General features: G+C 68.4%; 2 protein-coding genes. Both read right to left on the bottom strand.

What is annotated here, in order from left to right:
* On the bottom strand, nt 1-1070 hold a 1070-nt coding region (locus ACGF12_RS37940), incomplete at its 3' end, for an HAD-IC family P-type ATPase (RefSeq protein WP_393041030.1).
* Nucleotides 1070-2637: potassium-transporting ATPase subunit KdpA (kdpA, locus tag ACGF12_RS37945; protein WP_393041033.1), on the bottom strand; the 1568-nt coding region annotated here is incomplete at its 5' end. The genes kdpA and ACGF12_RS37940, both read right to left, overlap by 1 nt.

Below are 2637 nucleotides of genomic sequence, written 5' to 3' on the forward strand. Positions count from 1 at the left end.
GTCTCGTCCGCGAGGGAGGAGAGCTGGGCGGCGCTGGCCAGTTCGTCGGTGCCCACGCCCGGGGCGGGCAGGAACTCGGCGGCCTGGCGGTTGCCCAGGGTGATGGTGCCGGTCTTGTCGAGCAGCAGGGTGTTGACGTCGCCGGCGGCCTCGACGGCGCGCCCGGACATCGCCAGCACGTTGCGCTGGACCAGGCGGTCCATACCCGCGATGCCGATCGCGGAGAGCAGCGCGCCGATGGTGGTCGGGATGAGCGCCACGATCAGGGCGACCAGGACGATCATCGACTGCGGGGCACCCGCGAAGGTCGCCATCGGCTGCAGGGTCACCACGGCGACCAGGAAGACGATGGTCAGCGAGGCGAGCAGGATGTTGAGCGCGATCTCGTTCGGCGTCTTCTGCCGGGCGGCGCCCTCGACCAGGGCGATCATCCGGTCGATGAACGACTTGCCGGGCTCCGAGGCGATCTTCACCACGATCCGGTCGGACAGCACCTTGGTGCCACCCGTCACCGCGGAGCGGTCGCCGCCGGACTCGCGGATGACCGGCGCGGACTCACCGGTGATCGCCGACTCGTCGACGCTCGCGACGCCCTCGACGACGTCGCCGTCACCGGGGATGATCTGCCCGGCCTCGATCACCACGTGGTCGCCCAGCTGGAGGGCGGTCCCGGGGACCTCCTCCTCGTCCTGCGTGGCGGGCCAGTTGGTGAGGCGTCGGGCGACGCTCTCGGTCTTGGTCTTGCGCAGGGTGTCGGCCTGGGCCTTGCCGCGGCCTTCGGCGACGGCCTCCGCCAGGTTGGCGAAGATCGTGGTGAGCCAGAGCCACACGGTGATGGCCCAGGCGAACACGGACGGGCTGGCGATCGCGGAGATCGTGGTGACCACCGAGCCCACCTCGACCACGAACATCACCGGGTTCTTGACCATCACCCGGGGGTCGAGCTTCTTCACCGCGTCCGGCAGGGACGCGACGATCAGCTTCGGGTCGAGGAGGCCGCTCTGGACTCTGTGCGGCGCGGCGGGCTCGGCCTTGTCGGCCGGTGCGGGGTTGAGCATGGGGGTGGACATCAGTGGAGACCTTCCGCGAGCGGCCCGAGGGCCAGGGCCGGGAAGTAGGTGAGGCCGACGACGATCAGGATCACGCCCGAAAGCAGGCCCACGAACAGCGGCTTGTGGGTGGGCAGGGTGCCCGGAGTGGCCGGAACCGGCTGCTGCTGCGCGAGCGAACCCGCCAGCGCCAGGACGAACACGATCGGCAGGAAGCGGCCGAACACCATGCACAGGCCGAGCGCCGTGTCGTACCAGTCGGTGTTGACCGTGATGCCGGCGAACGCCGAACCGTTGTTGTTGGCCGCCGAGGTGAAGGCGTACAGCACCTCGGAGAAGCCGTGGGCGCCCGAGTTGAGCATCCCGGCCCGCTCACCCGGCAGGGCCATCGCCACACCCGTGCCGACCAGCACGATCGTCGGCGTGGTGAGGATGTACAGCGAGGCGAACTTCATCTCCCGGCCGCCGAGCTTCTTGCCCAGGTACTCCGGGGTGCGCCCGACCATCAGGCCCGCGACGAACACCGCGACGACGGCCAGGATCAGCATGCCGTACATGCCGGAGCCCACACCGCCGGGCGCGATCTCGCCCAGCATCATGTTGAAGATCGTCAGACCGCCGCCGAACGGCGTGAACGAGTCGTGGAAGGAGTTCACCGCACCCGTCGACGTCAGCGTCGTCGAGGTCGCGAACAACGTGGACGCGGCGATGCCGAACCGCTGCTCCTTGCCCTCCATCGCGCCGCCCGCGGCCTGCAGGGCAGTGCCGTGGTGCGCGAACTCCGCCCAGGTCAGCAGCAGCGTCGAGGCCACCCAGAACAGGCCCATCACCGCGACGATCGCGTAGCCCTGACGGTTGTCGCCGACCATCTTGCCGAAGGTCCGCGGCAGCGCGAACGGGATCACCAGGATGAGGAAGATCTCCAGCCAGTTCGTGAACCCGGTCGAGTTCTCGAACGGGTGCGACGAGTTGGCGTTGAAGAAGCCACCACCGTTGGTGCCCAGCTCCTTGATGACCTCCTGGGAGGCCACCGGCCCGCCCGGGATCTTCTGGATCTCACCGGTGAGGGTGTGCACCTCGGTGAAGCCGTGGAAGTTCTGGATCAGACCGTTCGCGGCCAGGACCAGGGCGAACACGATCGACAGCGGCAGCAGGAGACGGAGGCTGATCCGGGTGAGGTCCACCCAGAAGTTGCCGACCCGGTCCGTCCTGTTCCGCATGAAACCGCGGATCAGGGTCGCCATGACGGCGATGCCGACGGCCGCGGAGACGAAGTTCTGCACCGCCAGGCCCGCCATCTGCACCAGGTGGCCCATCGCGGACTCGCCGCTGTAGGACTGCCAGTTGGTGTTGGTGACGAACGAGATCGCGGTGTTCCAGGCCTGGTGGCCCTCCATCTGCGGAACGCCCAGGTTCAGCAGCAGGTAGCCCTGGAGGCGGATCAGGCCGTACAGGAAGAGCACCGAGACGGCCGAGAAGGCCAGCACCGAGCGCAGGTACACCGGCCAACGCTGATCGGCGTCACCGTCGACGCCGATCAGCTTGTAGATGCCGCGCTCGACTCTGAGGTGCTTGGCGGAAGTGAGCA

Source organism: Kitasatospora sp. NPDC048296, from assembly GCF_043201815.1.
Classification (GTDB): domain Bacteria; phylum Actinomycetota; class Actinomycetes; order Streptomycetales; family Streptomycetaceae; genus Kitasatospora.